General features: G+C 64.5%; 21 protein-coding genes. 5 read left to right on the top strand and 16 right to left on the bottom strand.

Annotation, left to right across the window (positions count from 1 at the left end; genetic code table 11):
* Positions 1 to 19: 19 nt before the first annotated feature.
* The 3 genes from hflC (at position 20) to QBJ92_RS18820 (ending at position 4,398) form a co-directional block, all read left to right on the top strand.
* Positions 20 to 835, top strand: coding sequence for a protease modulator HflC (hflC, locus tag QBJ92_RS18830; RefSeq protein WP_277971222.1), 816 nt, complete (start codon positions 20 to 22; stop codon positions 833 to 835).
* A 110-nt stretch (positions 836 to 945) separates the two neighbouring features.
* Entirely contained in the window at positions 946 to 2,487 is a 1,542-nt protein-coding gene (locus QBJ92_RS18825) for a Do family serine endopeptidase (protein WP_277971219.1), read from the top strand.
* A 237-nt stretch (positions 2,488 to 2,724) separates the two neighbouring features.
* A complete protein-coding gene (locus QBJ92_RS18820; RefSeq protein ID WP_277971218.1) occupies positions 2,725 to 4,398 on the top strand; it encodes a helicase HerA-like domain-containing protein in 1,674 nt (557 codons plus the stop codon).
* A gap of 126 nt (positions 4,399 to 4,524) precedes the next feature.
* Here QBJ92_RS18820 and QBJ92_RS18815 read toward each other — a convergent pair whose 3' ends face one another.
* From QBJ92_RS18815 to QBJ92_RS18775, 9 genes are all read right to left on the bottom strand, one after another.
* A complete protein-coding gene (locus QBJ92_RS18815; RefSeq protein WP_431358436.1) occupies positions 4,525 to 6,357 on the bottom strand; it encodes a M2 family metallopeptidase in 1,833 nt (610 codons plus the stop codon).
* A gap of 56 nt (positions 6,358 to 6,413) precedes the next feature.
* A complete protein-coding gene (locus QBJ92_RS18810; RefSeq protein ID WP_277971216.1) occupies positions 6,414 to 7,175 on the bottom strand; it encodes an alpha/beta fold hydrolase in 762 nt (253 codons plus the stop codon).
* A complete protein-coding gene (locus QBJ92_RS18805; protein ID WP_277971215.1) occupies positions 7,156 to 7,602 on the bottom strand; it encodes a GFA family protein in 447 nt (148 codons plus the stop codon). The genes QBJ92_RS18810 and QBJ92_RS18805 overlap by 20 nt, the downstream gene beginning before the upstream one ends.
* Positions 7,599 to 8,009, bottom strand: a complete 411-nt coding sequence (locus tag QBJ92_RS18800; protein ID WP_277971214.1) for a type II toxin-antitoxin system VapC family toxin — start codon at positions 8,007 to 8,009, stop codon at positions 7,599 to 7,601. The genes QBJ92_RS18805 and QBJ92_RS18800 overlap by 4 nt, the downstream gene beginning before the upstream one ends.
* Positions 8,006 to 8,251, bottom strand: coding sequence for a FitA-like ribbon-helix-helix domain-containing protein (locus tag QBJ92_RS18795; RefSeq protein WP_277971213.1), 246 nt, complete (start codon positions 8,249 to 8,251; stop codon positions 8,006 to 8,008). Before QBJ92_RS18795 ends, QBJ92_RS18800 begins: the two co-directional genes overlap by 4 nt.
* Before the next feature lie 41 nt (positions 8,252 to 8,292).
* On the bottom strand, positions 8,293 to 9,321 hold the full coding sequence (locus QBJ92_RS18790) for an aspartate-semialdehyde dehydrogenase (RefSeq protein ID WP_277971212.1): 1,029 nt from the start codon (positions 9,319 to 9,321) through the stop codon (positions 8,293 to 8,295).
* A gap of 61 nt (positions 9,322 to 9,382) precedes the next feature.
* A complete protein-coding gene (locus QBJ92_RS18785) occupies positions 9,383 to 10,099 on the bottom strand; it encodes an MgtC/SapB family protein (protein ID WP_277971211.1) in 717 nt (238 codons plus the stop codon).
* 219 nt (positions 10,100 to 10,318) lie between these two features.
* Positions 10,319 to 12,547: a S9 family peptidase gene (locus tag QBJ92_RS18780; protein ID WP_277971210.1), complete on the bottom strand. Its 2,229-nt coding sequence runs from the start codon at positions 12,545 to 12,547 to the stop codon at positions 10,319 to 10,321.
* 102 nt (positions 12,548 to 12,649) lie between these two features.
* A complete protein-coding gene (locus QBJ92_RS18775) occupies positions 12,650 to 13,981 on the bottom strand; it encodes a DUF418 domain-containing protein (protein ID WP_277971209.1) in 1,332 nt (443 codons plus the stop codon).
* Positions 13,982 to 14,098: 117 nt separating this feature from the next.
* Here QBJ92_RS18775 and QBJ92_RS18770 point away from each other — a divergent pair, with 117 nt between their 5' ends.
* Positions 14,099 to 14,791, top strand: coding sequence for a pentapeptide repeat-containing protein (locus QBJ92_RS18770; RefSeq protein WP_277971208.1), 693 nt, complete (start codon positions 14,099 to 14,101; stop codon positions 14,789 to 14,791).
* A 130-nt stretch (positions 14,792 to 14,921) separates the two neighbouring features.
* Here the strand turns inward: QBJ92_RS18770 and rplS are convergent, their stop codons facing one another.
* Both rplS and trmD read right to left on the bottom strand, forming a co-directional pair.
* A complete protein-coding gene (gene rplS / locus QBJ92_RS18765) occupies positions 14,922 to 15,314 on the bottom strand; it encodes a 50S ribosomal protein L19 (protein ID WP_010164172.1) in 393 nt (130 codons plus the stop codon).
* Position 15,315: 1 nt separating this feature from the next.
* Entirely contained in the window at positions 15,316 to 16,047 is a 732-nt protein-coding gene (gene trmD / locus QBJ92_RS18760) for a tRNA (guanosine(37)-N1)-methyltransferase TrmD (RefSeq protein WP_277971207.1), read from the bottom strand.
* A 159-nt stretch (positions 16,048 to 16,206) separates the two neighbouring features.
* On the opposite strand from trmD, the gene QBJ92_RS18755 reads away from it, so the two are divergent.
* Positions 16,207 to 17,112 carry an NAD(P)/FAD-dependent oxidoreductase gene (locus QBJ92_RS18755; RefSeq protein WP_277971221.1) on the top strand — a complete coding sequence of 302 codons (906 nt, stop codon included), beginning with the start codon at positions 16,207 to 16,209 and terminating at the stop codon, positions 17,110 to 17,112.
* A 61-nt stretch (positions 17,113 to 17,173) separates the two neighbouring features.
* Here QBJ92_RS18755 and QBJ92_RS18750 read toward each other — a convergent pair whose 3' ends face one another.
* The 5 genes from QBJ92_RS18750 to QBJ92_RS18730 form a co-directional block, all read right to left on the bottom strand.
* Positions 17,174 to 18,100: a sensor domain-containing diguanylate cyclase gene (locus QBJ92_RS18750; RefSeq protein ID WP_277971206.1), complete on the bottom strand. Its 927-nt coding sequence runs from the start codon at positions 18,098 to 18,100 to the stop codon at positions 17,174 to 17,176.
* Positions 18,101 to 18,326: 226 nt separating this feature from the next.
* Positions 18,327 to 20,714, bottom strand: a complete 2,388-nt coding sequence (locus tag QBJ92_RS18745) for a ribonuclease R family protein (RefSeq protein WP_277971220.1) — start codon at positions 20,712 to 20,714, stop codon at positions 18,327 to 18,329.
* A 123-nt stretch (positions 20,715 to 20,837) separates the two neighbouring features.
* Positions 20,838 to 23,609, bottom strand: coding sequence for a TonB-dependent receptor (locus tag QBJ92_RS18740; protein WP_277971205.1), 2,772 nt, complete (start codon positions 23,607 to 23,609; stop codon positions 20,838 to 20,840).
* Between the two features lie 232 nt (positions 23,610 to 23,841).
* The gene (locus QBJ92_RS18735) at positions 23,842 to 24,909 is read right to left on the bottom strand and encodes an acyl-CoA dehydrogenase family protein (protein WP_277971204.1); all 1,068 of its coding nucleotides are present in this window, start codon (positions 24,907 to 24,909) and stop codon (positions 23,842 to 23,844) included.
* A gap of 107 nt (positions 24,910 to 25,016) precedes the next feature.
* The gene (locus tag QBJ92_RS18730; protein WP_277971203.1) at positions 25,017 to 26,234 is read right to left on the bottom strand and encodes an acyl-CoA dehydrogenase family protein; all 1,218 of its coding nucleotides are present in this window, start codon (positions 26,232 to 26,234) and stop codon (positions 25,017 to 25,019) included.
* Between the last annotated feature and the right edge of the window lie 54 nt (positions 26,235 to 26,288).

The raw sequence follows: 26,288 nt of genomic DNA, 5'->3' as shown, positions 1-26,288 counted from the left end.
CGCGCTCGGCGCGGCAGCGATGGCCGCGCTGATCGTGCTCGCCAGTTCGCTGACGATCGTGCCCGAGACGAGCCAGGCGGTGATCCTGCGCTTCGAACAGCCCTACCGGACGATCAACCGGTGGAAGCCCAACGAAGTGTTCGGCAACACCGGCGCCGGTCTCGCCGCGCGCATCCCGTTCGTCGACCGGCTGATCTGGGTCGACAAGCGCGTCCTCGACGTCGAGCTCGACAAGCAGCCGGTCCTGTCGACCGACCAGCTCCGCCTCGAAGTCGACGCGTACGCCCGCTTCCGCATCGTCAACCCGCTTCAGGCGGTGACGTCGACCGGCAGCACCTCGGTCACCGAACAGCGCGTGATCGATCAGCTTCAGCCGCTGCTCAGCTCGGCGCTGCGCAACGAACTCGGCCGCCGCCCCTCGGCAGCCCTGCTCAGCCCCGAGCGCGGCCAGGTGATGGACAACATCCGCGCCGGTTTGCAGAAGCTCGCCAGCCAGTACGGCGTGCAGATCATCGACGTCCGGATCAAGCGGACCGATCTGCCGCAGGGCACCCCGCTACAGAGCGCGTTCGATCGGATGAAGACCGCGCGCCAGCAGGAACGCCTGACGATCCAGGCCAAGGGCCAGCAGGACGCGCAGATCATCAGCGCCGAAGCCGATGCAAAGGCGGCGCAGATCTACGCCGAGGCGTTCAACAAGGACCCCGAGTTCTACGATTTCTATCGCGCGATGCAGTCGTACCGGACGACCTTCGGTGCGGAAGCCAAGGGTGAGACGTCGATGGTCCTGTCGCCCGACAATGCCTATTTGCGCCAATTCGAGGGACGAAAGTGACGAAGTGCATCCAAATCGCCTGATCAGCGGTTCATGTTCAAACGTCGTTCAGCAACGCGTCGTATGACTATTCAAGTTGCCGTTCACGGTACACGAGAGGAAAGACCCTAGTGCGTTACGCCTACGCCATTACCGCAGCCCTGCTTTTGGGCGGCACCGCGACCGCGGTCGCGCTTCCGACGATCAGCGGCGCGCAGACCGCGCAAAACGAACCCGCCGCCATGGCCGCCACCGCCCCCAAGGCCGGTGCGCCGATGAGCTTCGCCGATCTCGTCGCGAAGCTCCAGCCGGCGGTCGTCAACATCTCGACGACGCAGCACATCACTCAGGCGCAGCAGCCCAACCCGTTCGCGGGTACGCCGTTCGAAGGCCTGTTCAACCAGAGCCAGGGTGGCGGCGGCGGTGCGGCCCCGGTTACGCGGCAGGCGACATCGCTCGGTTCGGGCTTCATCATCTCCCCCGACGGTTATGTCGTGACGAACAACCACGTCGTCGCCGCAGGCGCCAAGGGCGCGACGGTCGACGCGATCACGGTCACGCTGACCGATCGCAAGGAATATGTCGCCAAGCTGATCGGGCGCGATCCGACTTCGGATCTGGCGCTGCTCAAGATCGATGCGAAGGCGCTGCCGTTCGTCAAGTTCGGCAATTCGAACGCTGCCCGCGTCGGCGACTGGATCGTCGCGATCGGCAATCCGTTCGGCCTCGGCGGCACGGTGACCGCGGGGATCGTTTCGTCGCTCCACCGCGTGACCGGTGGCGGCGCCTATGACCGCTTCATCCAGACCGACGCCGCGATCAACCAGGGCAACTCGGGTGGCCCGATGTTCGATCTCGCGGGCAACGTCATCGGCATCAACTCGCAGATCTTCGCAGGCCAGTCGGGCGGCAACATCGGGATCGGCTTCGCTATCCCGGCGGACGACGCCAAGCCGGTCATCGAGAAGCTGATGAAGGGCACGACGATCGCGCGCGGTTACCTCGGCGTCGGCCCGCAGCCGATCGACGACGATCTCGCGAACTCGTTCGGCCTCCAGAAGAACCAAGGCGAATTGCTCCGCCAGATCGAGCCGGGCCAGCCCGCCGAAAAAGCTGGCTTGAAGGTCGGTGACGTCGTGCTGCGCGTCGACGGCAAGCCGGTCAATCCGGACCAGTCGCTCAGCTATCTCGTCGCGAACATCACACCGGGGTCGCGCGTCCCGATCGACATCATCCGGCAGGGTCGCCCGATGACGATCGCCACCGTCATCGGCACGCGTCCTTCGGAGGAAGCGCTTCAGGCGAAGGCCACCGGCGCCGACAATGACGACATGAGCGACGACGACGATACGCCAACCGTCGGCAAGACCGCGCCGAACTCGCTGGGCGTCACCGTTCAGACGCTCACGCCGCCGATCGCGCGCAACTTCAGCATCGATTCGTCGGTGCAGGGTGTCGTAATCGCGATGGTCGATCCGGCAAGCGATGCGGCGTCCAAGGGCCTCAAGCGCGGCGACGTGATCATCTCCGCCAACGGAACGCCGACACCGACGCCAGCGGCGCTCGGCGCGGCAGTGGCGGCGGCCAAGGCGGCCAACCGGTCGCTCGTTGCGCTCTACGTCGTCCGTGGACGCCAGCCGGCCTTCTTCATCGGGGTAAAGCTCAAGAAGTAAGCTCTGCCCGCCCCCCGCTCCAATATCGGAGCGGGGGGCTTTTTTTTTGCTTCCGCGATTGGGGTTCCCGGCGATAAGATCGCAGGCCTGGCGCAAGACGTCCCGAGTTTTCAACCCGTCCGTTCGGGCTGAGCGAAGTCGAAGCCGCTCGCGCTACGCAAGCCCTTCGACTGTGCTCAGGGCGAACGGAAGCGGCCCTATCGGACCGATTGCGCCGCAGCCTTTGCGGGAAGATCCATGACCGAAACCACCACCGCCGCCGCTCCCGCCAGCATCTTCATCGGGGCGGGTCCCGGCGGTGCGAAGCCGCAACAGCTCGATCTCAAACGCGCCAACCGCCACGGCCTGATCGCGGGCGCGACCGGCACCGGCAAGACCGTCACCGTCCAGGGCCTGATCGAGGGGCTGTCAAAAGCGGGAGTCCCCTGTTTCGTCGCCGACGTGAAGGGTGACCTGTCCGGCCTCGCGATGGCCGGATCCCCGACCGCCAAGACTCACGCCCCCTTCTCCGCCCGCGCCGCCGAGATCGGCGACACCGCTTGGGCCTACGCCGATACGCCCGTGCAATTCTGGGACCTGTACGGCGAACAGGGCCACCCGATCCGCACCACCGTCAGCGAAATGGGCCCGCTGTTGCTTGCGCGGCTGATGGACCTCAACGAAGTCCAGGAAGGCGTTCTGACGATCGCCTTTCATGTCGCCGACAAGGAAGGGCTGCTCCTGCTCGACCTCGACGATCTGCAGGCGATGCTGGTCGATTGCGCGGGCCGTGCGTCCGAGCTCTCGACCACGTACGGCAATATCTCGAAACAGTCGGTCGGGACGATCCAGCGCGCGCTGCTCCAGTTGCGTAGCCAGGGCGGCGAGCATTTCTTCGGCGAACCCGCGCTCGATCTCGACGATTTCATCGGGATCGACGATCGCGGGCGCGGCATCGTCAACGTGCTTGCCGCCGACAAGCTGATGGCAAGCCCCAAGCTCTACGCGACCTTCCTGCTGTGGCTGATGAGCGAGCTGTTCGAAAACCTCCCCGAAGTCGGCGACCCGGACAAGCCCGTGCTGTGCTTCTTCTTCGATGAAGCGCATCTGCTGTTCGATGCCGCCCCCAAGGCGTTGCTCGAAAAGATCGAGCAGGTCGTGCGGCTGATCCGATCGAAGGGCGTGGGCATCTATTTCATCACGCAGAACCCGATCGACATTCCCGACACCGTCGCGGGCCAGCTCGGCAACCGCGTGCAACACGCGCTCCGTGCCTTCACCCCGCGCGACCAGGCGGCGGTGCGCGCGGCCGCGACCACCTTCCGCGCCAATCCCGGCGTAGACGTCGCGACCGCGATCACCGAACTCAAGGTTGGCGAGGCGCTGGTGTCGATGCTGCTCCCCGACGGATCGCCGTCCCCGGTCGAACGCACGCTGATCGCCCCGCCGGGCTCGCGCGTCGGCCCGGTCACACCGGTCGAGCGCGGCGTGCTGATCCAGACCGATCCGGTCGGCGAGAAATACGATGTCCTAATCGATCGCGTCTCGGCTGAGGAGATCCTTTCGGGCAAGGCGCAGGAGGCCTCCGCCGCCGCTGCCGTAGCCGCCGCCAAGTCGGACGCGGACAAGGCCGCCGCCGCGCAAGCCAAAGCCGATGCGGTCGCCGCGCGGGTTGCAGAAAAGCAGCGCATCGCCGAGCAACGCGAAGCCGATCGCTTGGCCAAGCAGCAGGCCGCCGCGGACCGCGCCGCGGCCAACTCGCCCTGGAACCGTGTGGCAACCTCGGCGGCGCGCTCGGCATCGTCAGCGGTAGGGCGTCAAGTCGCCAACGAGGTCTCCAAGGCAGTCTTCGGATCGTCGCGCGGTGCCGGAGCCGGGATCGTCGGCAGCCTGGTCCGCGGCGTCCTGGGCGGCCTGTTCAAGGGGCGGTAAAAGTACTTAAAAAAGCCCCTCCCCTTCAGGGGAGGGGTTGGGGTGGGGCAGTGCAGCAAGCCAACCTCTCTGCGAGGCACCCCCCACCCCCAACCCCTCCCCTAAAGGGGAGGGGCGAGGAAACCCTCACCAACCGCTAGGCTTCCCCTTGTTCTGCTTGTCCAACCAAGCCTTCAACGGCGCAAAATACGCCACCATCGCCTGCCCCGACATCTCCCGGCTCCCGGTAAATTTCTCCAACGCATCCGGCCAAGGCTTCGACTGCCCCATCGCCAGCATAGCGTTCAGCTTCTCGCCCACCGCCTTATTGTCATAGAACGAGCAGCGATGCAGCGGCCCCTTCCACCCCGACTGCTTGCACGCCGCCTGATAGAACTGAAACTGCAACAACCGCGCGAGGAAGTAACGCGTATACGGAACGCTCGCCGGCACATGATACTTCGCCCCCGGATCGAACCGAGTCTCGTCGCGCGCGACCGGCGGAACGACGCCCTGATATTTGAGGCGCAGGTCGTTCCACCCCTTCTCATACTGGGTTTCCGGGATCGCGCCCGAGAACACGCCCCAGCGGTACTTGTCGATCAGCAGCCCGAACGGCAGGAACGCGACCTTGTCCATCGCCTGCTTGAGCAGCAGCCCGATATCCTTGTCCGCGCTCGGCACCCGGGCCTTGTCCAACAGCCCGATCCGCACCAAATAGTCAGGCGTGATCGACAGCGCGACGAAATCGCCGATCGCTTCATGGAAGCCGTCATTCGCGCCATTTTTGTACAGAAACGGCTGCAAATTGTAGGCGCGCTGGTAGTAATTGTGGCCCATTTCGTGGTGAATCGTGACGAAATCGTCGCCATTTACCTTGGTGCACATCTTGATCCGCAGGTCGTCCATGCTGTCGACGTCCCACGCCGAGGCATGGCAAATCACCTCACGGTCGGCCGGCTTGACGATCTGCGAGCGCGCCCAGAACGTATCCGGCAGCGGCTTGAACCCAAGGGAGGAATAGAAACCCTCGCCTGTTTTGAACATCTTGACCGGATCAAAGCCCTTCGCCTTGAGCAGATCGCCCGTGTCATAGCCAACGTCACCCGCCCCCGCCGGAGCGACCACGTCATAGATATTACCCCATTCCTGCGCCCACATGTTGCCGAGCAGATCGGCCCGGATCGGCCCGGACTTAGCCTGGACCGCATCCCCATATTTTTCGTTGAGTTTCCAACGCACATAGGTGTGGAGCGCGACATACAGCGGCTCAACCTGCTTCCACAATTTGTCGGTCAGCGCGGCGAACTGGTCGGGCTCCATGTCATACCCCGAGCGCCACAAAGCGCCGACATCTGAATACCCTAGCTCCTTCGCGCCCTGGTTCGCGATGACGACCTGCCGCGCATAATCCTTCCGCATCGGCGCACCGACGTTGTCATGCCAGCTGACCCACATTTCCTGCGACTTTGCAGGGTCGCGCACCGTGCCCATTGCGGCCTCAATATCGCTTCCGTTCAAGGGCTTGCCGTCGAGCGTGCCCTTGCCCTTGCCATAGCCCGAGGACATGCGGGTCACGATCGTCGACAGCTCGGTCGCAGCGCCCGGCGTGGTCGGCGCGGGGAGCGTCAAGCCGCTGCGGAGTAAGTCGATCTTGCGCTTGGTGTCGAACGAAAGCCCTGGAATCCGCGCGAATTTCGCCGCTTCGAGCGCATATTTGACCGACATTTCGGTGCCTTCGGCCCCGTATTTCGCCGCAATGGCATCGGTATCGTCGGTAATGTACGTCGCGTTGATCCACGCAACTTGCGCGGCCGGCGTGGAAAATTCTTCGATCGCCTTCTCCGCGCGTGCGACGAAGGCATCGGCGGCTGCGGGGATGGCGGCTTGGGCGGCAACGGGCGCCGCCTGCTGCGCAAAAGCGGGCGCCGCGGCGAAAGCCAGAGCAAAGGCAAGTGTAGAGATGCTGGTGCGCAAGATGCGACTCCCCCGGGAATATGGTGAAGGCGGCAACCTGTGCCGCCCGGAATGGATGGTCAAGCCGCGAGAAAACCGGCGATCGTGCTACCAAGCTCGGGCTTCATCACCGCGCTCATGTGATTTCCCGGGATGCTCGCATAGCGCCCGTCGGGCAGCGCGGCGGCAAGCGCCTCGCCCGAGCCATTGTCGTGATCGTCCACCCCGTTGACGACCAGCACCGGCGGCCGGATCGTTGACAGCGCCTCGGCCGGCGTATCGACGAACGTGTCGAGCACGCGCAGCAACGCCAGCGGATCGCCCTTGGTGGTCTTGAGGAACGCCTCGGTCAGCCATTCGCTCGTGCCTTGCTTGAAACTGCCGAGGTTGGTCAGGACGTTATGGAAATACGCGCCGCGCCCCTGCGTGTGGACGATCCCGTCGAGCCCCATCCCCGAAACCGCTACCCGCCGCGGCGTCGCGCCGTTGACGAGCATCCGCATCACCGTCCGCCCGCCGAGCGAATACCCCGCGAGATCGTAATCGGTGAGGCTGAGATGCGCGACCAGCGCTTTTCCGTCCTCCATCAACACATCGGGCGGATAGGAGGCCGCGTCATGCGGCTTCGCGCTCGCTCCGTGCCCGCGCAGGTCGGGCATGATCACGCGGAAACCCGCAGCGGCGATCTCTTCGGCGTGGCCGTATTTCAGCCAGTTGGTCGTCGCGTCAGAGAAATAGCCGTGAATCAGGACGACCGGGCGCCCCTCTCCGAGTTCGCGCCACGCCAGCCGCGCGCCATCGATGCTTTCGAAAAATCGTGGTTCAATCGGGGAGTTTGCCAAGTGCCTTGATCCATCGATCTGCGGTCGACGGATTGTCCGCGACCCGCGTTGTCGGGAGATCCTTAGTGTCCAGCCATGCCGCGTGCCAAGTCTCTGGCGAGAAATGATGCTTGGGGACGAACCGCCCGGGCTCGTCGAAACTGCCGACGGTGAGATCCATGTTTGCGCCGGGCTCGAGGAATTCGAAGGTCAGCGGCGTACCGCACGCGCTGCAGAAACCGCGCTGCGCGATGGGGGAGCTCCGGTAGCGATCGGGTTCGCGCGCCCATGTCACGTTGGCGATCTTGACGCTCTTGAACGCGATCGACACGCCACCGGTGGCGCGCTGGCACATCCGGCAGTGGCAGAGATAGGCGTCATTGTTGTCGATCTCGACGCTGTAGCGGATGCGCCCGCACTGGCAGCCACCGGTCATAGTCTCAATCATGGCTTGGCTCCAAGCAGCACCACGGATCCCCGCAGCGAATGATCCGCAACTTTATCGACGAACACCGCATCCGCCGTCAGCAATCGGTCCCCCAACGCCTCGGCCGCTGCGAGGTAGACACAGTCGTAAAATCCGTGCCGTAGCGCGATAGAAAGATCGAACGCGCGGGCCATGAACGGGGTCTCGTCGAACAGGATCAGCAGGCTCGTCAAACGCGCGAAGCGCTCGCCCGCTCCCTCTGCCGAAAGTTCCCCACGCCGAATGCACTTTGTCAGCGCGTGACCCGTTTCTGCAAGGATCAACGTCGGTGCTGCCAGCGATGCGCCAGAGCCGATCCAGCGAATCGCCTGATCGCTGTCGGATTCTTCGACGAGCCATTTGAACGCGACACTCGCGTCGACGATCACTCGTCCCGTCCCTCGCGGATCAAGTCGACACCAGGCGTCTGCGGCGCACCCGGAATTCGCGCGCCACGACTCCAGTCCTGCATCTCGCGAACGATCTCGAGCTTTTCCGCGACGGTCAGTTGTGTCGCCTGATGGATCGCCGCCCGCGCGACGGCCTCGACCGAGGTTTTGCGCTCACGCGCCAAGGTTTCCAGCCGCGTGATCGTGGCGTCATCAATCTGGCGAATGAGGAGCTGTGCCATGCGCCGATGATAGCACGAAGCTATCATCGGCTCAAAGAAGCTCAGTCCCCCTTGTTCAGATACCGCCGCCCGAGCAGCTCCGCGATCTGCACCGCGTTGAGCGCGGCGCCCTTGCGGAGGTTATCCGACACGCACCATAGCGACAGCCCGTTCTCGACGGTCGAATCCTCGCGCACGCGGCTGATGAAGGTGGCATATTCACCGACGCACTCGACCGGGGTGACGTATCCGCCGTCTTCCCGCTTGTCGACGAGCATCACCCCCGGCGCCTCGCGCAGGATCTTCTTGGCCTGCTCCGCCGAGATCTCGTCATGGAATTCGATGTTGATCGCTTCCGAATGCCCGACGAACACCGGCACGCGCACGCAGGTTGCGGTGACCTTGATCTTGGGATCGAGGATCTTCTTGGTCTCGACCACCATCTTCCACTCTTCCTTGGTCGACCCGTCGTCGAGGAAGCTGTCGATGTGCGGGATCACGTTGAATGCGATCTGCTTGGTGAACTTCTTGGCCTCTGCCGGATCCCCGACGAAAATGTTGCGCGACTGCTCGAACAGTTCGTCCATCCCCGCCTTGCCCGCGCCCGACACCGACTGATAGGTCGCGACGACGACGCGCTTGATCCGGGCGGCATCGTGCAACGGCTTGAGCGCCACCACCATCTGCGCGGTCGAGCAGTTGGGGTTCGCGATGATGTTGCGCTTGGTATAGCCCGCGATCGCGTCGGGGTTCACCTCGGGCACGATCAGCGGCACGTCCGGGTCCATCCGGTACAGCGACGAATTGTCGATCACCGTGCAGCCAGCGGCGGCAAAGCGCGGCGCATGGATCTTGGTGGCGTCCGACCCGATTGCGAACAACGCCATGTCCCAGCCGGTCGGATCGAAATTCTCGATGTTCTGGACCTTGAGCTTGCGCCCGGTCTCGCCGAAATCGACCTCGTCGCCCTGGCTGCGCGACGACGCGACGACCGCAATATCCGCCAGCGGGAATTCGCGCTCCGCCAGAATGTTGAGCATCTCGCGCCCGACGTTGCCCGTCGCGCCCGCGACCACGATCCTGTAACCCATGACTTCCTCCAATTCGGAACGCGCCCGTAGCGTCATTACGCGCGGACGTCTATCGGCTTTGCTAATCGTGCGTGCGCGCCTGCCAGGTCGCATGGGTTATTCCATGCACCGTCGCAAGGTGATCGGTCAGCGCGTCGAGTTCGCTCACCGCTATATTGGTACTGACGAGCTTCGCAACAATCTCGACCCGGCCCTCGCCGCGATTGACGATATCGAGCTCGGCGACGGGCAGTTGCGCCGTCTCCAGATGGTCGGTCAGCAAGTCGCCCATCGGCCCCGCCTCGTCCGCATCGGTGGTAATCGTGACGCTGTACGTCGCCTCCACGCTGCGCCCTTCGAGCGGGATGCGGTTGATCGCGTCGACAAGCGGCCGCAGCATCGTGTTGGCAAGAATGACGAAGCCAGTGAGCAGTACCGCCTCCGCGATCATGTCGCTCCCGGCGATCGCCCCGACTGCGGCCGAGCACCACAAGGTCGCCGCGGTGTTGAGGCCGCGGACGTTCATCCCTTCTTTCATGATCACGCCAGCGCCGAGGAAACCGATCCCCGACACGACATAGGCGATGATCCGGATCGACTCGACGTCGCCGCCCAGCCGCTGCCCGAGATCGACGAACGCCGCCGACCCCAGTGCGACCAGCGCGTTGGTTCGCAGCCCGGCGGTGCGCTGACGATACTGCCGCTCCGCGCCGATCAGCGTGCCCAGCACGAACGCGACCAGATAGCTGACGACCGTGTCGAGGAACGGCCACAAATGGAAGGTGGTGAGGAACCGCATGGGGCTGGCCTTTATGGGAGAGCCGCGGCAGAGGCCAGAGGGGGCAGAGGGTCTTGGCGCATAGAACTCCGCCCACCCCCGCCGTCATTCCCGCGCAGGCGGGAATCCATACTGGCTGGCCTCGCAGCACGGAGAGCATCAGTATCAATGAATCCCCGCCTTCGCGGGGATGACGGAGATGGGAGTCACCCGGCCTTCATCAGCCGCAGTGCAGCCCCCCTACTTCTTGTCCTTCACGTTCCGATCCAGGAACGTCAGGATCGTCCCCCACAGATGCTCGCTGACCCCCGGCCCACCGACCCGGTGCGTATAGCCCGGATAGAACATCATCTCGAACGGCGTCGCGGTCGCCTGCATCCGCGCGGCGAACGCGGTTGAGTTGGTGAACACGACATTGTCGTCCGCCATGCCGTGGATCAGCAGCAACGGATCCTTGATCGCAGGAGCCTTCCCCAGCGCGTCCGAAGCAACATACGCCTGCTTGTCCGCGACCGGCGAGCCCATGTAGCGCTCGGTATAATGGGTATCGTACAGATCCCATTGCGTCACCGGCGCCCCCGACACACCCGCGGCATAGACCCCCGGGTTCGCCTCGAGCATCTTGAGCGTCATATACCCACCATAGGACCAGCCATAGATCGCGACCCTGGCAGGATCGACGAACGGCTGGTTCTTGATGAATTTCGCCCCCGCGAGCTGATCGGCGACCTCGACCGTCCCCATCGCGCGATAGATGTGATCTTCGAACGCCTTGCCGCGATTGTACGAGCCGCGATTGTCGATCTGGAAATAGATATAGCCGTGCTGCACGAGGTACTGCGGCAACGCCCCGCCCCAACCGCGCGTGACCTGCTGCCCGGTGCCTGGGCCGCCGTAATGCTGGAAGAAGACGGGGTATTTCTTGCCCGGCTCGAGCGGCGGGGTGATCATCTCATAATAGAGATCGGTCCCGTCCTCGGCCTTGATCGTGCCGAACTTGGTCTGCTGATGCGCCGCCAGATAGGGGTAATAAGGATGCCCCGGCACGACCGCATTCTCGTTGATCCAAGAGAGCCGCTTGCCGCCCGCGTCCGCCAGATAGACCTGCGTCGGCTGCGTCGGGCTGGAGCGCGAGACGATCATCCGCGTCGCGGCTTCGTCCATCGTGCCGTTGTTCCACCAGCCCGCTTCGGTCAGCCGCGTGATCTGGTTCGGATGCGCGATGTCGACCGAATAAAGGTGCTGTTCGAGCACGCCGTCCTTGTTGCCGGTGAAGAACAGCCGCCCCTTGGCCTCGTCGACGCCGAGCAGCGCCTGAACGACCCAGTCGCCCTTGGTTAGCGCGGTCCACTTGCCCGCGGCGAAGCGGTAGAGGTGACCGAAGCCGGTCCGCTCCGAGCGCCAGATCAGGCTCCCGTCCTTCATCGGGCGATACGCATCCGACAGGTTGAGCCAGCTGCGCGTGCCGGACTTTTCGGTGAACAGCACGGTGGCCTTGCCGGTCGCCGGATCGACGCGGAGCATGTCGAGCGTCTTCTGGTCGCGGCTCTCGCGCTGGACGAGCAATGCGCTGCCATCGGGCGTCCAGTCGACGCGCGCGAGATAGATGTCAGGATTGCTGCCGAGGTCGACCTTGACCTTCCCAGACCCGTCCGCCTTCATCACGTACAACGCAACCGCGACGTTGGGCGTTCCAGCGGCAGGATAGCGTTGATCGTAGACCTTGGTCCCGTTCGCGCCGATCGCAGCGCGCGTGACGATCCCGACGGGCGCCTCGTCGAACCGCTCGACCGCGATATGGCTGTCCTGCGGAGACCACCAATAGCCCGTGCGGCGGTCCATTTCCTCTTGCGCGACGAACTCCGCCTCGCCCCAATGCACCGTCCCGCCGCCGTCGCTGCTGACCGGCCGCGCATCGCCGCCGCCGAGCGGCTGGACGAACAGATTCTGCCCGCGCACGAAGCTGACGAACCCGCCTTTGGGGCTGATGATCGGGTTGAGTGCACCGTCGCCCGGCGCATTGGTCAGCCGCCGCGTAGTGCCGTCGAGGCCCGCCAGATACAGGTCGCCGTCGATCGGCACGAGGATCGTCTTGCCATCGGGAGCCCAGTCATAGGCGACGATGCCCTTCGACCCGGCGATGCGTGCGCGTTCGCGCTGCATCTTCTCCGCCTCGGACAGTTCCGCGCCCGAGCCGACCTTCTTGGAATCGACTAGCATCCGCTCCTGCCCGGTGCGCGTGTCGCGCGCCCACAGGTCGAAGCGCTCCTTCTCGTCCGCGCGCGGGCGAAGCGACGTCAGCAACGTCCCATCGGGCGACAGCTTGACGCCACGCGGCTGGACGCCCGACAGGTCGGGGCTGCCGAACACCTTGGTCAGCGTCAGCTTGTCCGCCGCAGGCTCAGCAGCCATTGCAGGCACCGCTGCACACGCGAGCATCACGCCCGCAAAAGCCCAAGTCGCCCGCATCCCGCATCTCCAGTCCCACGATTGTCGGGCCTGACGATGGCAGGCCACGCGGGGCTTATCGCGGCGGCGGAGCTTCGCGTAAAGGCCTCTGCTACCGTCACATCACGACAGCGTGCCCGCACCATTGCGCCACGGCAACGCGCGCCGTTCGAGCAACGAGCGCCACGCCCATTCGACCGGCGCGATCCGGAACCGGCGCACCCACAGGTTCGCGCCGACCAGCAACCCGGCGTTGATGATCAAGGCGGTGAGCATCAGCCCGGTCCAGCTCATCGTGCCGTACAGCCCCAGCATGAACGGCGGATACAGCACCCACAGGCAGATCAACGTCTGTGCAATGTAGATCGTCAATGCGGTGCGCCCCGCCGCGACGAAAGGTCGCAACAGGCGCGCGCCGAGGGCGGTCGTGACGAGCAGGTTGACCAGCCCGAGGTGCCCCAGCGTCATCGCCAGCCGCGCGATTTCACTCGTCGCCATGCTGATCTGCGGTGCACCATCGAACCGGGTGCCCTCATACGCCTCGAGCAGCCGCAACGGCAGCCCGACCGCATAGCCGCACAGCGCCAGCGCGGCGTAGAAGCGCGGCGACCGCAACCCCTGCAAGACGCCCAAGCGGTACAGTCCCGCCCCGATCAGCATCGATGCGGCGGCCTCCCACACAAACAGACCTTCGAACCCCTGCCCTTCGGTGTACGTGAAGGTCGCCCATTGTTGCGCCGCCCATGTCGCGAAGGTCCCGTTGCGCGCGGTGTCCTCGGCATCGATCCGCGCCTTCACGTCGGCGGTGATTCGGACCTGCGCCGCGGCCCTTGCCGCCTGTCGTGCGAGCACGGTCCGATCAGCCGGCGTCAGACCCTCGCCAGCCCGCGCGCGCGCTTCGACACGGTGCACGTCCGTGGCGTTGGAAACGTTGGCGCTGTACGTGAGCCCGCCCCCGATCAGGAAGAACACCGCCATGCTCGACCCCAGGAACAGCAAGGCGCGTGCACGCAACTGGCGGAAAAGGAACGCGACCATCGCGGCAATCGCATAGGTATGGAGGATGTCGCCCGGCCACAGCAGCACGAAGACATGCACCAGCCCGAACACCAGCAGCACGATGTTGCGCGCGAAGTAGCGCCGCAACACGACCGACTCCTCGGCCTGGGTGGCGAACCGGTCGGTCAGGATCACCATCCCCGCGCCGAACAGCATTTCGAGCAGCGCGCGGGCCGTGCCCATCGCAAGCACCTCGCGGAGCCACCACACCACTTGATCGATCGCAGACCAGCCAAGATGCCGCACATCATCGAACGAGGCTGCAAGAGACTGCCCCATGCCGTTGATGTTCATGAACAATATTCCAAGGATCGCGATCCCGCGAAGGATGTCGAGCACGGCGATGCGCGGCGCGCCATCGGGTTCGACAGCCGTAATTGTAGCGACGTCTGCCATCGATCCCCCGGAAGTGCGGCCCGCACCGGGGCGACCGGCCACGCATACGCAAAAGCGGATTGCCGCGATACCCACCTGCCCGTCGTCACGACCGCGGTCCTGGCCTATGCCGCCGCAATGACCGATCCTGCCGCACCCCATCCCCTCACCGGCCAGCACCTCGACCGCGCCGACATCGAACGGCTCGCGCACGCCGCGGCGCCGATGCACTTGCTCGATTGCGTGCTCGATGACGTCGACCTGTCCACGCTCACCCTCACCCGGTGGATCTTCGAGCGGTGCAGCCTCCGAAGGACGACCCTGGCGGGTGCCCGGCTCGACGGCACGCAGTGGACGTCCTGCCGCGCACCCTTCGCAAGCTTCCTGCGCGCCGACCTCAGCGACGCAAGGTTCGAAGCGAGCGACTTCAACAACGCGGTCTTTCGCAACGCCACGCTGTCGGGCGCGGCCATTGCGCGCTGCAAGCTGACCGGAGCCGACCTGTCCGATGCGAAAGCCTTCGACCTGACGCTGGACGAGGTCCTGCTGATCAACGCGAAGATGCCCGGCTTCTCGTTCCGCAAGCAAACACTGCGCAAGATCGATTTCAGTCAGGCGGACCTGCGCAAGAGCGACTTTCGCGCGACCGTCTTCGAAGCGTGCAGTCTGCGCGACGCGGGCGTCGCGGGGTGCCGTTTCGAAGGCGCTGATCTGCGCGGCGCGGATCTCGGCGGAATCGCGCTGGTCGACGCGCGCCAGTTCCGCGGCGCGACGATCTCGCGCGAACAGGCCGGGCAGTTGCTGGGGGAATTGGGACTACGCGTGGTGTAACCGTCGGCGCCGGGTTCTGCCCGCGCCTGCCTCTTCAGGCCATCCGCTTTTGCCGTATCCTGGCGACGCGAAAAGGGCGCGAAAACCGAAGTCTTCGCGCCCTTCCGAAGCCTTGAGGCAAAGCGACCGATTACTCGGCTGCGGCAGTGCCCTTTGCAGGACGCGTGTCGCGACGCTCGGCGATACGCGCCGACTTGCCGGTGCGGCCACGCAGATAGTACAGCTTCGCACGACGCACCGCGCCCTTGCGGACGACGACGATGCTGTCGATGTTCGGCGAATACAGCGGGAAGACGCGCTCCACGCCCTCACCGAACGAAATCTTCCGCACGGTAAAGTTGCTGCCCATGCCCTTGTTCGAACGCGCGATGCACACGCCTTCGTAGTTCTGGACGCGGGTGCGCTCGCCTTCGACAACCTTCACGCCGACCTTGAGCGTATCGCCAGGGCGGAATTCGGGGATCTGCTTGGTTTCGAGAAACTTAGCAATGTTCTCGGCTTCGATCGTCTGGATGAGATTCATCTCATGCGTCCTTCGTCTGTCGTCGCGCGCCAGAGGGCGGTTGGACCCGAGCACCCTCATGGCGCTCCCACAGATCCGGCCGCCGTAGCCGTGTATCGGTCTCGGCCATGTGCTTGCGCCATGCCGAAATCCTCGCATGATCCCCCGATCGCAACACTTCGGGGATCGTGCGCCCTTCCCATTCATATGGTCGGGTGTACTGCGGATATTCGAGAAGACCGCTTTCGAAGCTCTCGTCATCACCGCTAGAAGCCGCGCCCATTACGCCGGGAAGCAGCCGAATGCAAGCGTCGAGCAGCACCAGCGCGCCCATCTCGCCGCCCGAAAGAACGTAGTCGCCGATCGACACTTCCTCGATGCCCCGCGCTTCAAAGATGCGTTCGTCGAACCCCTCGAACCGACCGCACAGGATCGTGACGCCTGTCCCTTGCGCAAGGTCGCGGACGCGTGCCTGCGTGAGCGGGCGACCCCGCGGGGTCATCGCAAGGATCGGCGCGCCGGTCGCGACGCTGTCGATCGCCGCGGCAAGGACGTCGGCCTTGAGCACCATCCCCGCGCCGCCGCCCGCCGGGGTCTCGTCGACGGTGCGATGCTTGTCGGTTGCGAAGTCGCGGATGTTGCGCGCGTCGAGGCTCCACTTCCCTTCCCCCAGCGCACGCCCCGCCAGCGAGATACCCAGCGGGCCGGGGAACATCTCTGGATAGAGCGTCAGGACGGTGGCGGCGAAGGTCATAGGTCCTGCTCTCTACGCGGGGTTCAAAAGGGTCGGTAGTTGCGCGGTCGTCGTCGCGGACGTGCCCTAGGTCAAGCACGACCCGATCCGATTATCGAACCGGGCCGATGCTGCCAGCCAGACGGCGGAACGTTACGCTTGCGTACGCGTATCGCAGCCATGGACGATTGCATCATCATCGGCGCCGGTCCGGCCGGTCTTACCGCTGCGATCTATCTCGCGCGCTTCCATTTGAAGATCCGACTGTTCGATTGTGGCAGCAGCCGTGCAGCCATGATCCCCAGAACCCACAATCACGCAGGCTATCCCGGGGGGATCAAGGGAACCGAGTTGTTGCGCCGCATGCGCAAACAGGCCGAGGAATTTGGCGCGGTCCGCGAAACGGCGGAGGTGACCGAGATTGGCCGGGTTGGCGAGGATTTCGACGTTCGGATTGGCGACCGGTCGGTCCCGGCGCGGTCGGTGCTGCTGGCAACCGGAGTCGTCAATATCCGGCCTGAAATGGACCCGCAAATCCACGACGACGCGCTCGCCCGCGGGCTGATTCGCTACTGTCCGATTTGCGACGGGTATGAGGTCACCGACAAGCGCGTCGGCGTGATCGGTACGGGCGATCATGGGATGAAGGAAGCGCTCTTCCTCCGCGGCTACACCAGGGATGTCACGTTGATCGCGCCGGGTGCCCGGCACGACCTCGACGCCGCTTGTCAGGCAAAGCTGGACGAAGCCGGGATCGTCCATGTCGACGGACCTTGCTCCCCGATGCGGATCGCGGGCGACGCGATGGCGGTGACCACCCCGGGCGGGGAACTCACCTTCGACAGCGTGTACCCCGCGCTCGGATCGACGATCCGCTCGGCGCTGGCGGTGGCGGCCGGCGCGCGGGCGACGGCGGAAGGATGCCTCGAAGTCGACGACCACCAAAGGACATCGATTCCTGGACTATTCGCAGCGGGAGATGTGGTGAAAGGCCTCGACCAGATCAGCCACGCGATGGGCGAAGCTGGGGTCGCCGCCACGACGATCCGCAACTTGCTGGACGAACGGCGTCCGCTCAGACGGTAGGCTGTACAACTCGAGCAGGTATCGCGAAGTTTCGGTCTCGGCGTTGCAGAACAAGCTGGCTTCAGCAGGTTCCGGCATCGACCGGCATGATCGGCCGCAAGTCGCCCGCTACCATCGCCCGCCCCTTCCCCAACGCCTTGGCATTGTAGAGCGACAAGTCAGCTCGCCGCAAAATATCGCTGCGGGTCGTGATCCCGTCGTCGAGCAGGCACGCCCCCATCGTAGCACGGACGACGATCGTTCCGGCATCACCGTTCACGGACACCGAAAGATCGCTCAGCAACGTCGCCAGGAACAGGCGAAGGCGCTCAATCGTGTCGCGCGCGGTAATCGCCAGCACGAATTCGTCCCCTCCAAGACGCGCGGCAAAGCCAATCGCTTCCGCATGGGTCGCAAGCGTCTGCGCGGTCCGTTGCAGCACGTCGTCGCCGGTATGGTGCCCGTACGTATCGTTGACCGACTTGAAGTTATCCAGGTCGAGCAGGACGACCGCCAACCCGTCCGTTGCCTGTCGCTTGTCGACTCGATCGTGGAGATACTGGTTGAGCGCCGCGCGGTTGGCGATCCCGGTCAGTTCATCGACGAGCGCACTGCGTTCCAGCGCGCGTTCGATCTCACGCTGCGCGGTCACGTCCTGACACACGCCGATCAGGCACCCCGCCTCGCCTTCGCGAATATCCACCTTGCCGACATTACGGATGCAGCGACGTTGCCCGTCTTCAGTGAAGATATCGGTTTCGACTTCGAAAGACTTGCCGGTATCAATCGCGCGATCGATCGCCTGCATCAGGACCATGCGGTCGTTGAAGGGATAGAACATCAGGAAACGGTCCCATGCCGGACTGTGCATGTCGGGGTCCAGCCCGAACAGACGACACGCCTGGCGAGTCCATTCCATCGTCGCGCTTGCCAGATCGAGCCGCCATGACCCCATCCCGGCCAGCGCCTCGACATCGTCGAAATGGCGCAGCCAACTGGATTGCGGCATTACGCGTTTGAGACCATCGGGTCGCTTTTTCGCGCGACGCGGCAGCGAAATCCGAGGCGAGCCAGTCTTTACCTTTCGCGCTGCGGCCACATTCCCACCCTGTTCCGCGCCGTCGCGGCATTCGGACTGTCCGCCTATCATAGACGCGCGCAGACCAATTTCGTCCTTTTGCCAAAGTCGCCCAGATGGCTTTTAGGATGAGGCACATCGATAGCGCGGACGCCGTTTACCGCTTCTTGCCCTGATGGCGAATGTTGGCGGGACGCCCACGGCGTTTAAGGACGCGTGCGGGTGGTTTGCCCGTCCGCCTGCCACGGTCTTCGGTCGACGACGCGGCGGCACCACGCCCATCGACCATTTCGAACCGCAAGGCGCCAGACACCGGGTTCGCCTCTGCCAGTCTTAGCGGCAGTTTCTGACCGCTGGCGTAAACCGTGCCGGTCTGGTCGCCCGTCAGCGTCCGCGACGCTTCGTCAAACCGGAAATACTCCCCACCAATGTCGCGGACCGGCATCAGGCCGTCGCCGCCAATCCCCTCGACCGTGGCGAAAAACCCGAAGTTGGTGACGCCGGTGATCCGCGTCTCGAGCACTTCGCCGACCTTCTCCGCCAGGAATGCGGCGACGTAGCGGTCGATCGTGTCGCGCTCGGCCTCCATCGCGCGCCGCTCGAACTGCGAGATCGATTGCCCGATTCGCTCCATGCCGGCGGTCTCGCCGTCGGTTAGCCCGCCCGGCCCCAATGCATAGGCGGCGACGAGCGACCGATGGACGAGCAGATCGGCATAGCGCCGGATCGGCGACGTGAAGTGCCCATAGCTTCCCAGCGCCAGCCCGAAATGCCCCAAGTTGGCAGGGGCATAATAGGCCTGGGTCTGCGTCCGCAGCACCTGCTCCATGATCTGCGGCCGCGCATCGCCATCCACGACCTTCGCTAGGATCTGGTTGAACGTGCGCGGCTGGATGACCTGCCCCAGCGCGAAGTCGATCCCGAAGGTCTTGAGATACTCTTTCAGTGCAACGATCTTCTCGCGGCTCGGCTGTTCGTGGACGCGGTACATTACCGGCGCCTTTTTCGCTTCGAGCGCCTTCGCCGCCGCGACGTTGGCGGCGATCATGTAATCCTCGATCAACTTGTGCGCATCGAGCCGTTCGCGCGGCGCGACCGACAGGATCCGCCCCATCTCGTCGAGCATCACGCGGCGTTCGGGCAAATCCAGATCGAGCGGCGCCCGCGCCTCGCGCGCCTTATTGAGCGCGCGCCAGCAGTCCCACAGCGGAAGGAGCGCGGCAAGGATGGGGTCAAGCCCCTCCCCTTCAGGGAGGGCGCCGGCCTGGCCCTTAAGCCCCTCCCCTTCAGGGAAGGGGTTGGGGTGGGGCAGTGCAGCAGTCGAGCCGTCGGAAGCAGGCACGGCCCCACCCCCAACCCTTCCCCTGAAGGGCAGGGGCTTAAGACCATCCACCATCGCCTGCGCGTCTTCATACGCAAGGTTCGCCGCAAGCCGCACCACCGCGCGGTTGAAGCGCCACGAGAGCAGCGTGCCGTTCTTCGCGATCCGCAAATGGCAAACCAGCGCGGCACGATCGACGCCCTGCTTCAGCGAACACATCTCCGCCGACAGGCTTTCGGGCAGCATCGGCACGACACGATCGGGGAAATACACGCTGTTCCCGCGTCGCCGCGCCTCACGGTCCAGCGACGACCCCGGACGCACATAGAAAGAGACGTCCGCAATCGCGACGATCGCCTTCCAGCCACCATCGTTGGCGGGATCGTCATCCGGCATGGCCCACACCGCATCGTCATGGTCGCGCGCGTCGGCGGGATCGATCGCGACGATCGGCAAATGCCGCAGATCCTCGCGGTCGTCGCCCAGCGGCTGCGCCGCGAGGCGAACCGCCTCATCCAACGTTTCCGACGAGAATACGTCCGGAATACCGAGCTTGTGGATCGCGATCAGCGAAAAGCTGCGCGGCGCGAACGGATCGCCCAGCACCTGCGTCACGCGCACCGTGATCCGCGGTGGCCGCCCCGCCCGTTCCGCCAGCACGAGGTCACCCGCCTGCGCGCCGCCGGCGTCCGACACTGGATATTCCTGCCGCTCCTTCTTCTCGACGCCTTGCAGCCACATGCCCCCCGGCTCCTGCCGCAATACGCCAAGCACGAGTTCCTCGCCGCGCGGCAGCACCTTCATCGGAAGCGCGATCCAGCCCTGCCCCGCTTCCTCGGTCCGCGCGAGGATACGATCGCCGACACCCAGCGCCCCGTTCTTGCGTTCACGAACACGGAGCCTGGGCGCGGGCGTCTCCGACTCCCAGCGTTCGGGCACCGCCCAGATGTTGCCGCCGTCATCCACGTCCATGATCCGCAGCACGGTCACTTTCGGCACGCCGCCCATCTTGTGGAAGGCGCGGCCCGGGGCGCTGTCGATCAACCCCTCGTCGGCCATGTCCTTGAGCAACGCCTTCAGCAGGATCTTGTCCTGCGCGGTCAACCCGAAGGCACGCGCAATCTCGCGCTTGCCCGCGGGGACATCGGACGTGGCGATGAAATCGAGGATCTGTTCGCGGGTCGGAAGACCCTTGGGAGGACTGGTGCTGATACGCTTTGGCATCGCACGACCATAGGGCAGCACGGGCGCGATGCCATCCATGAAAAAGCCGCCACCCGGGGCTTACGCCAGGCAGCGGCTTGAAGGTGGACGGGAAATCTCCCGCCGGAATGTCGCGTTACGCGATCAGAACTTGCCGCGCAGCGTCACGCCATAGGTCCGCGGTTCGGCGAGGAACTGCGAGAAGAGCTGCCGACCGCCAGGATAGCGCGGATCGACATAGGGTGCGCTCGTCGTACCCTGCTGGAACGGCGAGTTGAACGCGACCTGGGCGTAATTCTTGTTGAAGATGTTCTGCCCCCAGAACTCGACCGCCCAGCGCTCCTCACGACCACGCAGACCGACGCGGGCGTTGAACAAGGCAAAGCTGTCCTGACCCTTCTGCGGGAACAGATCCGAGCCCGTATTATAATTGTCGCTCAGGCGGCTATCGATGTAGAATAGCGCCGACAGACCACTGTCGCCGAGCTTAGGAGTCCAAGCGACCGAACTCGTCACGACGATCTTGGGTGCGTTCGAGAGCTGTCTGCCGGGCAGTACGCGGAGCGCGGGATCGAGCGGCGCACCGCTGCTGTTCCCCACCACGTCGTTGCGATATTTGGTCGATTGATAGGTCCCGCCCAGATTGACGCGAAGATCGCGCATCGGGACCAGCGACGCCTCTAGTTCGATACCCTGCGACAGCACGCCATAGCTGGTATCGCCGCTCGCGCACCGCCCGGTCGTTGCGCTGAGATCCCGGTCCCCGCCGTTCAGGCTGGTGGTGCAGCCATTGACGTTCTGGACCAAGAAGACCGTGCCGTTGAAGGTGTTCAACTGAAAGTTGCTGAACTCCTGCCGGAACGCCGCTGCCGACAGCGTGAACGGCCCAGTCCCGTATTTCGCGCCGACTTCGTAGGAGGTCACCGTTTCCGGGTCGAACTGGAGGTTGCCGACCAGCGCCTGCGCACCGCCGACCGATGCGAAGGTGGTCGTCGGCGCGCCGTTGAACACCTGAATCGGGTTCTTGAGCGCAGAACGATCAAGGTTGAACCCGCCCGCCTTATACCCGCGCGAATAGCTGCCGTAGAGCAGCATATGGTCGAACGGACGCCACGACAGGATGCCGGTGCCGCTGAAGCGATCCTCGCTGCGCTTGCTGTTGATCGACACGCCGTTGAGTTCAGCGGTCGAATTGCCCTGACACGACAGGCCAATGATGCCGCCAGCTACCGCCGCCAAGCCGGCGTTGGTGAGGAACGGCGTCAGCGCGGCCTGGTTGGCGACGCAGGCGGTGTTGTCGTTGCCGAAGGTGGCCGCGAACTTCTTGGTTTCGTTGGTGTAGCGTACGCCCAGCGTGACATCGAGGCGGTCGGTCAGATGAATGATGTTGTGCGTGAAGATTGCGTAGTTCCGGCTGTTCTGAGTGTAGCGATCGAGCGTGGAGCCCTTGTCGTTGATCCCGTCGAGCCGGTCGAACGCAGCATAGACCAACGGCGATGCCGCCCCGAACGCCGCCGGACGCGCACCAAGGCACGCAGGCGATGTTGGCGAATAGAGCGCAGCAAGACCGCCGCCCGACACGATCCGGCACGTTGCAAACCGGCCATATTGGCTGCCGAACCGAAGATTGTCGGTGACGGTTAGGTCTTCGTTCGCGAAATAACCGCCGACGAGCCAGTCGAGCTTGTTGTCGAACAGATTGCCCTGCAACCGCAATTCCTGCGTGAAGGTCTTGAACTGCCGCAACGAATTGCCGTCCGCCGCGCGGTACAGGATGTCGACCGTGCTATAGTCGGTGTCCGATCCCTGGTCGCTCTTATACTCGCGGTAAGCGGTGATCGAGGTCAGGTTCACGCCGCCGAGAGTCCAATCGATCTGGCCCGAAATCCCCTTGTCGGTGGTGATCCCGCCGAAGCTGCGGCCCCGGCTGACGCTCACATCGCGGCTGTAGCCGGCGTTGTTGATCCGCGCCAACGGCTGACCGAGATCGCGTAACACGTTGACGATGTTGTTGCCCGTACCCTGCAACGGCGACAGCGGCGTCGACGGATTGTTGAGATTGCCGACGAATGAATTGACCGAGTTGTCGACGTAGGTCGCGGCGCAGCATTTCTCGTCGCGATGCGTGTAGTCGGCGATCAGCCGGAGCGAGAAGTCCGCGCTCGGTTGATACAGGATCTGGCCACGCACGAAGTAGCGGTCGCGGTTGTTGATGTCGGTGTTGTTGGTGGTGTCGCGGTAGAAGCCGTCGCGCTTGACGTAGACCGCATCAACCCGCGCCGCGATCGTCTGCGTCAGGGGGACGTTCACGGCGCCGGCGAGGCGATAAAAATCGTAATTACCGTAGGTTGCCTCGGCATTGCCGCCAAAGGTGAAGCTTGGTTTCTTCGAGAAAACGTTGATGACGCCCGCCGAAGCGTTGCGGCCTCCAAGCGTTCCCTGAGGCCCGCGCAGCACCTCGACCCGGTCGATTTCTCCGAGTTCGTTGAGGCCTATGCCTGCGCGGGAGCGGTACACGCCGTCGATGAAGACCGCGACGGAACTTTCGAGGCCGGGGTTATCGCCAACCGTACCGATACCGCGAATCCGCGGCGAACCATTCGCTTCCGAACCGGTCGAGGAGACCAGGAGCGAGGGTGCGAGCTGGCTCAACTGGCGGATGTCGTTGGCGCCCGAATTGGCGAGCGAGGCGGCGGAAACCGCCGAAACCGCGACCGGAACGTTGGCGAGCAACTGTGCACGGCCTTGAGCGGTAACGATAATATCCTGACCGGTGTCGTCCTGACTGTCGCTGCTCTGCGGGCTGGGCGCTGGTGCTGTTGCAGGTGGCGGCGCCTGCTGGGCCATCGCCGGACTGGTCGTCCCGATCGCCAGAGCCGAAAGCGCGCACGCCACCAAATACCGCGTATTGGGCATCTTGATCTCTCCCCGGATCGGAACGCTGATCGGTTCCGTACCCTATCCTCGAATGCCCCCTCATCTTGGCGCCGTCAAGCACCAGAAAACGCCTTGGCACGAGACAATTTCCGATTGTGGCATAAATGACATAAGAAATATGCGTCCGAACTGGCCAGAACGCCCCTTCTAAACGTCGTTTTAACGTCGTTTCGCCGCCAGATGACGCACGTTCGCCGCCGATCGTGCCGGATTAATAGCCGTTTAGGCGCGCAAATCGCTCGCGGTGGTAGGCGCCGTTGCCCCACATCGCTTCCAGCACGCGCGCCCGCTTGATGTAGAAGCCGGCATCGTAATCGTCGGTCATGCCGATCCCGCCATGCAGCTGGATCATCTCGCGGCTCATCAGGTTGAGCGTGTCACTCGCGATCGCCTTGGCGAGGCTGACCGACTGGTCGAGATCGGAACGCCCTGCATCGATCGCCTCCAGTGCCCCCTCGACCGCCGAACGCATCAGCTCGAGTTCGGTGAACAGCTTCGCCATACGGTGCTGGAGCGCCTGGAAGGTCGAGAGCTGTTGCCCGAACTGGACGCGGGTCTTGAGATAATCGTTGGTCGTATGGAACGCCTGCTCCGCCATCCCAAGCATTTCGGCGCAGAGCACCGCCGTCGCGCGATCGATGACCTTTGCGGTCAGCGTTGCATCGCCGAGTCGCACCGCGGGAACGGCGTCGAAGCGGACTTCGGCATGGCTTCGCGAATCCGCCATGGAACGCGCATGCCGCGTAACCCCGGTATCGCCCGCGACGAGATACAGACCGTCGGTTGCCGCGACGACGAACAGCGTCGCGCTGTCACCCTCCGCCACGAACGCCTTGGTTCCACTGAGCTTTCCGTCGACGACCGTAGTTGCAATACGCGCCGGATCGTGGACCGGCCCCTCGTCCACCGCGAGCGCCGCGACGACCGCGCCACTGGCGATCTGCGGGAGCCATTCCGTCCGCGCAGCCTCCCACTCCCCCAGCACGATCGCACTCGCCGCTGCCGCGCTTGCCGCCAACGGCGAGGCCGCAAGATTGCGACCGAGCTGCTCCAGCACCAGCCCGAGCGACAGATAGCCAAAGCCCGTGCCGCCGAACGCCTCGGGAATGACGATCCCGGCAAGCCCCATTTCACCCAGCGTCGACCAGGTGGCAGGATCGTATCCTTCGGCGGGGGCGGCTTCGCGCATCTTGCGGAACGCGGCGACGGGCGATTCATTGTCCGCCCACTCGCGCACCATGTCGCGCAGCATCGTCTGTTCGTCGTTGAGTACGGCCATGTCGCTATCCCTCGCTAAAGGTTGGAAGAAAGCGGGGGAGAATGGCTTCAGCCATCCTTCACCCCGCCCCTCTCCGGCGCGCCGCGGCTGCGGCCGCCTATCCGATGTTACTGGTGGTCGAGCATCCCGAGGATGCGCTTGGAAATCACGTTGTTCTGGATCTCGGTCGAGCCGCCGTAGATCGACACGGCCTTGCCCCACAGCCAGGTCCGGGTCTGCGCGAGCTCTTCGTCCGTAAAGCCGTCGCCTTCCCAGCCGAGCCCGGCCATCCCCATGATCTCGATCGACAGTTCGGCGCGATCCTGCGTGATCCGTGCACCGACGTTCTTCATGATCGAGGTCGCCGCGGACGGCCCCTGGTTCGATTTCGCTTCGAGCGCCGCGCGCCGCAGCGTCAGCGCGAAGGCGCGCGCGTCCATTTCGTGGCGGACGATCCGCATCCGCAGATCGCTGTCGTTGACGCGGCCCTCCGCGTCGGTCCCGCGATAATCCTTGGCGAGCGCGTTGACGGGCTTGCCCGCGAACAGCCGCGAGGCGGACCCGCCGCCCGACAGGCTCGATCGTTCATGCTGGAGCAGTCGCGTGCCGATTTCCCAGCCCTGCCCCTCGCGTCCGACCAGATTGCCCTTGGGCACCTTCACGTCGGTGAAGAAGGTCTCGCAAAAGGGGGACTGGCCCGAGATCATCCGGATCGGCTTCACGTCGACGCCCTCGGCGGTCATGTCGAGCAGCAGGAAGCTGATCCCGCCGTGCTTCTGGCTCTTGTCGGTGCGGACGAGCGCGAAGCATTTGTCCGCCCACTGCCCGCCGCTGGTCCAGGTCTTCTGGCCGTTGACGAGGTAATGATCGCCCTTGTCCTCGGCATAGGTCTGGACGTTGGCGAGATCGGACCCGGCGTTGGGCTCGCTATAGCCCTGGCACCAGCGCACTTCGCCCTTGGCGATCGCGGGGATATGCTCGCGCTTCTGCTCCTCGGTGCCATATTCTAGCAGCGTCGGGCCGAACATCATCACGCCCATCCCGCCGATCGGGTTCCAGGCGCCGATCCGCGCCATTTCCTCGTTCAGGACGCGGATCTGCGCCTTGTCGAGGCCACCACCACCGTAGGCCGCGGGCCAGCCGGGGACGCCCCAGCCTTTCTCGCCCATCGCCTTTTGCCACGCGACTTCATCGGCGGAGGGATCGCTCGGCCCCTCGAGCGCGGACATCGCATTGTCCTTGCCCTTGAGCGCAGCCGGAAAATTCTCGGCGAGCCAGGTGCGCGCCTCTTCGCGAAAGGCGTCGAGCGCGGTCGCTGGAGTATCGAGTTCGGGCGCGGTTGCCATGAAACCTGTCCTTGGTTCGTAAAACTGAAGATCGGGTATGGCGGGGCGATGCCA

Origin of the sequence: Sphingomonas echinoides, assembly GCF_029623395.1 — a bacterium.
GTDB classification, from domain to species: domain Bacteria; phylum Pseudomonadota; class Alphaproteobacteria; order Sphingomonadales; family Sphingomonadaceae; genus Sphingomonas; species Sphingomonas echinoides_A.
Note: the sequence above shows the minus strand (reverse complement) of the source record. Positions and strands in the feature narration are given on the sequence as shown.

What these genes read in the sequence shown, in the direction of transcription:
- QBJ92_RS18745 (WP_277971220.1), bottom strand. Translation starts at nt 20,714, where the DNA reads ATGCCAAAGCGTATCAGCACCAGTCCTCCCAAGGGTCTTCCGACCCGC.
- QBJ92_RS18730 (WP_277971203.1), bottom strand. Translation starts at nt 26,234, where the DNA reads ATGGCAACCGCGCCCGAACTCGATACTCCAGCGACCGCGCTCGACGCC.
- QBJ92_RS18795 (WP_277971213.1), bottom strand. Translation starts at nt 8,251, where the DNA reads ATGGCACAGCTCCTCATTCGCCAGATTGATGACGCCACGATCACGCGG.
- QBJ92_RS18820 (WP_277971218.1), top strand. Translation starts at nt 2,725, where the DNA reads ATGACCGAAACCACCACCGCCGCCGCTCCCGCCAGCATCTTCATCGGG.
- QBJ92_RS18785 (WP_277971211.1), bottom strand. Translation starts at nt 10,099, where the DNA reads ATGCGGTTCCTCACCACCTTCCATTTGTGGCCGTTCCTCGACACGGTC.
- QBJ92_RS18750 (WP_277971206.1), bottom strand. Translation starts at nt 18,100, where the DNA reads ATGCCGCAATCCAGTTGGCTGCGCCATTTCGACGATGTCGAGGCGCTG.
- hflC (WP_277971222.1), top strand. Translation starts at nt 20, where the DNA reads ATGGCCGCGCTGATCGTGCTCGCCAGTTCGCTGACGATCGTGCCCGAG.
- QBJ92_RS18775 (WP_277971209.1), bottom strand. Translation starts at nt 13,981, where the DNA reads ATGGCAGACGTCGCTACAATTACGGCTGTCGAACCCGATGGCGCGCCG.
- QBJ92_RS18755 (WP_277971221.1), top strand. Translation starts at nt 16,207, where the DNA reads ATGGACGATTGCATCATCATCGGCGCCGGTCCGGCCGGTCTTACCGCT.
- trmD (WP_277971207.1), bottom strand. Translation starts at nt 16,047, where the DNA reads ATGACCTTCGCCGCCACCGTCCTGACGCTCTATCCAGAGATGTTCCCC.
- QBJ92_RS18790 (WP_277971212.1), bottom strand. Translation starts at nt 9,321, where the DNA reads ATGGGTTACAGGATCGTGGTCGCGGGCGCGACGGGCAACGTCGGGCGC.
- QBJ92_RS18770 (WP_277971208.1), top strand. Translation starts at nt 14,099, where the DNA reads ATGACCGATCCTGCCGCACCCCATCCCCTCACCGGCCAGCACCTCGAC.
- rplS (WP_010164172.1), bottom strand. Translation starts at nt 15,314, where the DNA reads ATGAATCTCATCCAGACGATCGAAGCCGAGAACATTGCTAAGTTTCTC.
- QBJ92_RS18780 (WP_277971210.1), bottom strand. Translation starts at nt 12,547, where the DNA reads ATGCGGGCGACTTGGGCTTTTGCGGGCGTGATGCTCGCGTGTGCAGCG.
- QBJ92_RS18735 (WP_277971204.1), bottom strand. Translation starts at nt 24,909, where the DNA reads ATGGCCGTACTCAACGACGAACAGACGATGCTGCGCGACATGGTGCGC.
- QBJ92_RS18805 (WP_277971215.1), bottom strand. Translation starts at nt 7,602, where the DNA reads ATGATTGAGACTATGACCGGTGGCTGCCAGTGCGGGCGCATCCGCTAC.
- QBJ92_RS18740 (WP_277971205.1), bottom strand. Translation starts at nt 23,609, where the DNA reads ATGCCCAATACGCGGTATTTGGTGGCGTGCGCGCTTTCGGCTCTGGCG.